The organism is Paraburkholderia sp. SIMBA_027, assembly GCF_046535315.1.
GTDB classification, from domain to species: Bacteria; Pseudomonadota; Gammaproteobacteria; order Burkholderiales; family Burkholderiaceae; genus Paraburkholderia; species Paraburkholderia tropica.
Map to the genome: position 1 here is coordinate 1 of NZ_JAWRWY010000260.1, position 328 is coordinate 328.

General features: G+C 56.7%; 1 protein-coding gene. It reads right to left on the reverse strand.

Translation table 11 applies throughout. The features are described 5' to 3' along the window. Window positions 1–86: 86 nt before the first annotated feature. The coding region (locus tag SB764_RS39020; protein WP_410866613.1) for a hypothetical protein at window positions 87–328 on the reverse strand (242 nt) is incomplete at its 5' end.

Sequence of the window (328 nt, forward strand, 5' to 3'; positions counted from 1 at the left end):
GCGTTGCGCATGGGCAGAGCATAGTAGCTAACCCCTAACAATTGCCCATTGATGACTGCCAGTTGCCAGTTAACCACGGGCAATCATCAACCTTTGACCTGCCATTTGTGGCAGAAGCCTTCAAAGGCGGCGAGGATCCTTAGCCCCTTGAGCGGAATCCCCTTTTCGGTCGCCCAATGGCGGAACCGCTCGGCCACCATGTCGATATCCGGCTTGTTGCGGCCGCCGGGAAGCTCGGTATGGGCGATTTCGGCCCAGACCGTGAATTTAATTCCTCCGGATGAAGGAAATGCATCGAGCGTGGCAGGCTCAGAGATGGCTCTAGGAG